The sequence below is a fragment of the Poseidonibacter sp. genome (genome assembly GCF_041821165.1).
GTDB lineage: Bacteria > Campylobacterota > Campylobacteria > Campylobacterales > Arcobacteraceae > Poseidonibacter.
The window spans coordinates 1-4,418 of sequence record NZ_JBGUES010000081.1; the positions used below are offsets into that span (position 1 = coordinate 1).

4 protein-coding genes are annotated in these 4,418 nt (G+C 29.5%); all 4 read left to right on the forward strand.

Annotated elements, in window-relative coordinates:
* A partial coding sequence (locus ACERKK_RS07645; RefSeq protein WP_373772497.1) for a helix-turn-helix domain-containing protein occupies window positions 1-125 on the forward strand: 125 nt, incomplete at its 5' end.
* A 174-nt stretch (window positions 126-299) separates the two neighbouring features.
* Window positions 300-554, forward strand: a complete 255-nt coding sequence (locus ACERKK_RS07650) for a DUF4212 domain-containing protein (protein ID WP_373772489.1) — start codon at window positions 300-302, stop codon at window positions 552-554.
* Between the two features lie 10 nt (window positions 555-564).
* Window positions 565-2,445, forward strand: a complete 1,881-nt coding sequence (locus tag ACERKK_RS07655; RefSeq protein WP_373772490.1) for a sodium:solute symporter family protein — start codon at window positions 565-567, stop codon at window positions 2,443-2,445.
* A gap of 98 nt (window positions 2,446-2,543) precedes the next feature.
* Window positions 2,544-4,361 carry a DUF294 nucleotidyltransferase-like domain-containing protein gene (locus ACERKK_RS07660; RefSeq protein ID WP_373772491.1) on the forward strand — a complete coding sequence of 606 codons (1,818 nt, stop codon included), beginning with the start codon at window positions 2,544-2,546 and terminating at the stop codon, window positions 4,359-4,361.
* Window positions 4,362-4,418: the final 57 nt, after the last annotated feature.

Genomic DNA, 4,418 nt, shown 5'->3' on the forward strand with positions numbered 1-4,418 from the left:
GTGAAAATATAGATAATCCTACTATTAGGGCTGAAATATCAAGACTAAAAAAGTCAATAAAAGAAGATTTCATAAAAAATATTAGAGGATTAGGGTATAAAATAGATAGATATTATTCTGTCTAAAAGCCCTATTCCATAGGCATTCTCTTCAAAACAACTCACATAAAAATTTAACTTTTTCAAAAAAAAATAAAAAAATATATTAATTGCTATCTTTTTGCTATCTACACTTATTATACTTTCAATGTTAAATTATTAAACGGTTTTTCGTTTAGTAAAAAAAATAAGGAGAGCAGGATGAGTCCAGAAAAAGCACAAGCATACTGGAAAGAAAACATTTCTATGATTATCAAGCTATTAGTAGTTTGGTTTGTTGTTTCTTTCGGTTGTGGAATAATATTCATTAATGAACTTAACGCTATTGAAATTAGTGGTGTTAAATTAGGATTTTGGTTTGCACAGCAAGGTGCAATATATGTATTTGTTGTATTAATTTTTGTTTACGTTAAAGTAATGACAGGAATTGATGAGAAATACGGCGTTCACGAATAGGAGTTAAAATATGGAATTACAATCATTAATTTACCTATTTGTAGGTATTTCATTCGCAGTTTATATCGGTATTGCTCTATGGGCAAAAGCTGGTTCAACAAAAGATTTCTATGTTGCAGGTGGTGGAGTTCACCCAGTTGCGAATGGTATGGCTACAGCAGCCGATTGGATGTCAGCGGCGTCATTCATTTCATTAGCAGGTATCATATCTTTTAAAGGTTCTGATGGTGGTGCTTACTTAATGGGTTGGACAGGTGGATACGTTCTACTTGCTATGTTATTGGCTCCTTACTTAAGAAAATTTGGTAAATTTACGGTTCCTGACTTTGTTGGTGACAGATATTACTCAGATACAGCAAGACTTGTTGCAGTTGTAGCAGTTATTTTCGTTTCGTTCACATATGTTGCTGGACAAATGAGAGGTGTTGGAATTGTATTCTCAAGATTCTTACAAGTTGATGTTAATACAGGTGTATTAATTGGTATGGCAATCGTGTTCTTCTATTCTGTTTTAGGTGGAATGAAGGGTATTACTTATACACAAGTTGCTCAATATGTTGTTATGATTTTTGCATACATGATTCCTGCAATTTTCTTATCATTACAAGTTACTGATACATTCTTACCTCAATTAGGTATTTTTGCACAGACTACATTTGAATTTACTTCAGGTGTTTCAGCTATTCCAGAAGGAACATATCTGTTACATGCTCTTGATCAGTCTATTTCTGATTTAGGATTTAATGACTATTCTCAACCAGGTAACTTATGGAATATGTTTATGTTAACAACTGCGTTAATGTTAGGAACAGCTGGTTTACCACACGTTATTGTTAGATTCTTTACAGTACCAACTGTTAAAGATGCTAGAATATCTGCAGGTTGGGCTTTATTATTTATTGCGATTATGTATACAACTATTTCTTCTGTTGCTGCATTCTCAAGAGTAAACTTAATTAAAAATCTTCAAAATACTGAATACGATGCATTTGTAAACGGTAAAATTGCAGATAATAATGGAAACTGGTTTAAGACATGGGAAAATGGTGGTCTTATTGCATGGAATGATAGAAATGGCGATGGAAAAATCCAATACGCTACAGGTGCTGCATTTGAAGGTGCTAAAGGTAAACCTGCATTCGATGGTGATAAAAGAGCTGAAGATGGTCATAGATTAGTTACTAATGCAAAAGGTCCTGCAGATGCTGCAGAATTAGCAAAAGGTAACGGAATTGCAAATGAGTTATATGTTGATAGAGATATCATGGTACTTGCAAATCCAGAAATTGCAAACTTACCTAACTGGGTAATTGCATTTATTGCAGCCGGTGGTCTTGCAGCAGCATTATCAACAGCAGCAGGTTTATTACTTGTAATTGCATCAGCAATTTCGCATGACCTTATGGGACAAGTAATCTTTAAAGATAAAGAAACTGGTAAATCTACATTAAACGAAAAAACTGAGTTAATGTGGGCTAGAATCTCAGCAGTAGCTGCAATTTGTGTTGCTGGTTACTTAGGGATTAACCCTCCAGGATTTGTTGCACAAGTTGTTGCGTTTGCATTTGGTTTAGCAGCTGCAGCGTTCTTCCCAACTATTATCCTTGGTGTATTTGATAAGAGAATGAATAAAGAAGGTGCGATTGCTGGTATTTTAGTTGGTCTAATTTTCACATTCGGTTACATTATCTACTTCGTATTCTTAGGTGGAGCTAAAGAAGATTACTTCTTAGGAATAGCACCAACTGGTATTGGAACAATTGGAACATTACTTCACTTAATCGTGGCAGTAGTTGTATCTAGAATGACTCCAGAACCACCTCAAGAAATTCAAGATCTTGTTGAAAGAATTAGAATTCCTTCAGGAGCTGGTGAGGCTGTTGATCACTAGAGAAAAAAACTAAAAAGTATACCTTCGGGTATACTTTTAGTATTTTAAAATGTTTATAATTTATAGATATTTTAAAATGCTATTTAAGGAACAACTAAATGAGTTTACAAGACCAAGAAGCTTTTCTTTCAAACATCCATCCTTTTGAAGTTTTAACAAATGAACAAATGGAAACATGTATTAAACATATGGATATTGCTTATTATCCTAAAGACTCTGTATTAATTACTCCTGAAAAAATTTCTAATCATTTTTTTATTATTATTAAAGGTTCAGTTCATGAATACTCAGAAGATGTAGTTGTTATGGATTATCATCAAGAAGATTCATTTGATGCAAATTCTTTAATATATAGTGAAACTAAAAATACTTTTAAAGTTCATGAAGATTTAATCTGTTATGAACTTGAAAAAAATACATTTTTAAAATTAATTGAAAACAATCAACAATTTAAAGACTTCTTTTTAAAAAATCTTGTAAATAAATTACAAACATTAAAAAATAAAGAGTATGCATCTGAATTATCAGGATTTATGATTGCAAAAGTTGATGATACGTTAATTCATGAAGCTTGTATTGTTGATGAAAATACAAAATTAATTGATGCAATTGAAAAATCAATGACATTTAAAACTTCAACAATAATTGTAAAAAATGAAAAAAATGAATACGGAATTATTACAGATTCACTTTTAAAAGTTAAAGTTTTATTAGAAGGTAGAAAATTAGATATTCCTGTAAAAGATATTGCAATTTTTCCATTAATGACAGTATTTCATGATGATTATTTATTTGAAGCATTAACTGTTTTAATAAAAAGAAATATTAAAAGAATTGGTGTTACTAATAGCAAAGGTGAAATGATTGGAATTTTAGAGCAAATTGATGTTTTATCTCATTTTGCAAATCATACTTATGTTGTAGATTCTCAAATAAAAAAAGCAAAAACAATTAAAGACTTAAAACATGCAAGTAATGATTTATTAAACATAATAAAAAGTTTACATGCAAAAGGTGTAAAAGTAAATCATATCTCAAACTTAATTGGACAATTAAATACAAAAGTTTATAAAAAACTTTATGATTTAGTTGTTCCAAAAGAATTACAAAGTGATGCTTGTTTAATTGTAATGGGAAGTGAAGGAAGAAATGAACAAATTATTAAAACAGATCAAGATAATGCACTTGTTGTAAAAGATGGTATTGATGTTGAACAATATAGAAAATATATGCAAGAAATTACTGATCATTTAATTGATTTTGGATACCCAAAATGTGAAGGAAACATAATGGTTTCAAATCCATTTTGGTGTAAAACAGTCGAAGAGTATAAAAAAGAAACTGCAAGATGGATAGAAGCTCCTGCTATGCAAGATTATATGGATTTAGCAATATTTTTTGATTCTTTTGCAGTTGCTGGTGATAAAAAATTATTAATTAATTTAAAAGATGATTTATTTGAAAAACTACATGACAAAGACGTATTTATGGCATATTTTGCAAAAGCAACTTTAACATTTGATACACCAAATACAGTAGCTAATTTTATGACAAAAGTTCACTATATTGATATTAAGAAAACTTCTGTTTTTCCAATTGTTCAAGGAATTAGATCTTTAGCATTAAGAGAAAAAATTAGAGAAACAACAACTGTAAAAAGAATTAAAATTTTAGAAGAAAGAAAAATTTTAGAAAAAGAAAAAGCTGCTGAACTTCTTGAAGCTTTTGATGTTGTAAATACATTAAGACTTAAAGCTCAACTTGAGAATGTTCTTGAAAATAAGAAAATTTCAAATGAAGTAAATACTCATTCACTAGGTAAAATTGAAAGAGATTTATTAAAAGATTCATTTAAAATTATTAATGATTTTAAAAAATTCATTACATATTCTTTCAAAATAGATAAGATTTCATAATGTTTGAGAATTTTTTTAGAAACTTAAATAAAAAGAAGTTAAATGATGATAAATATC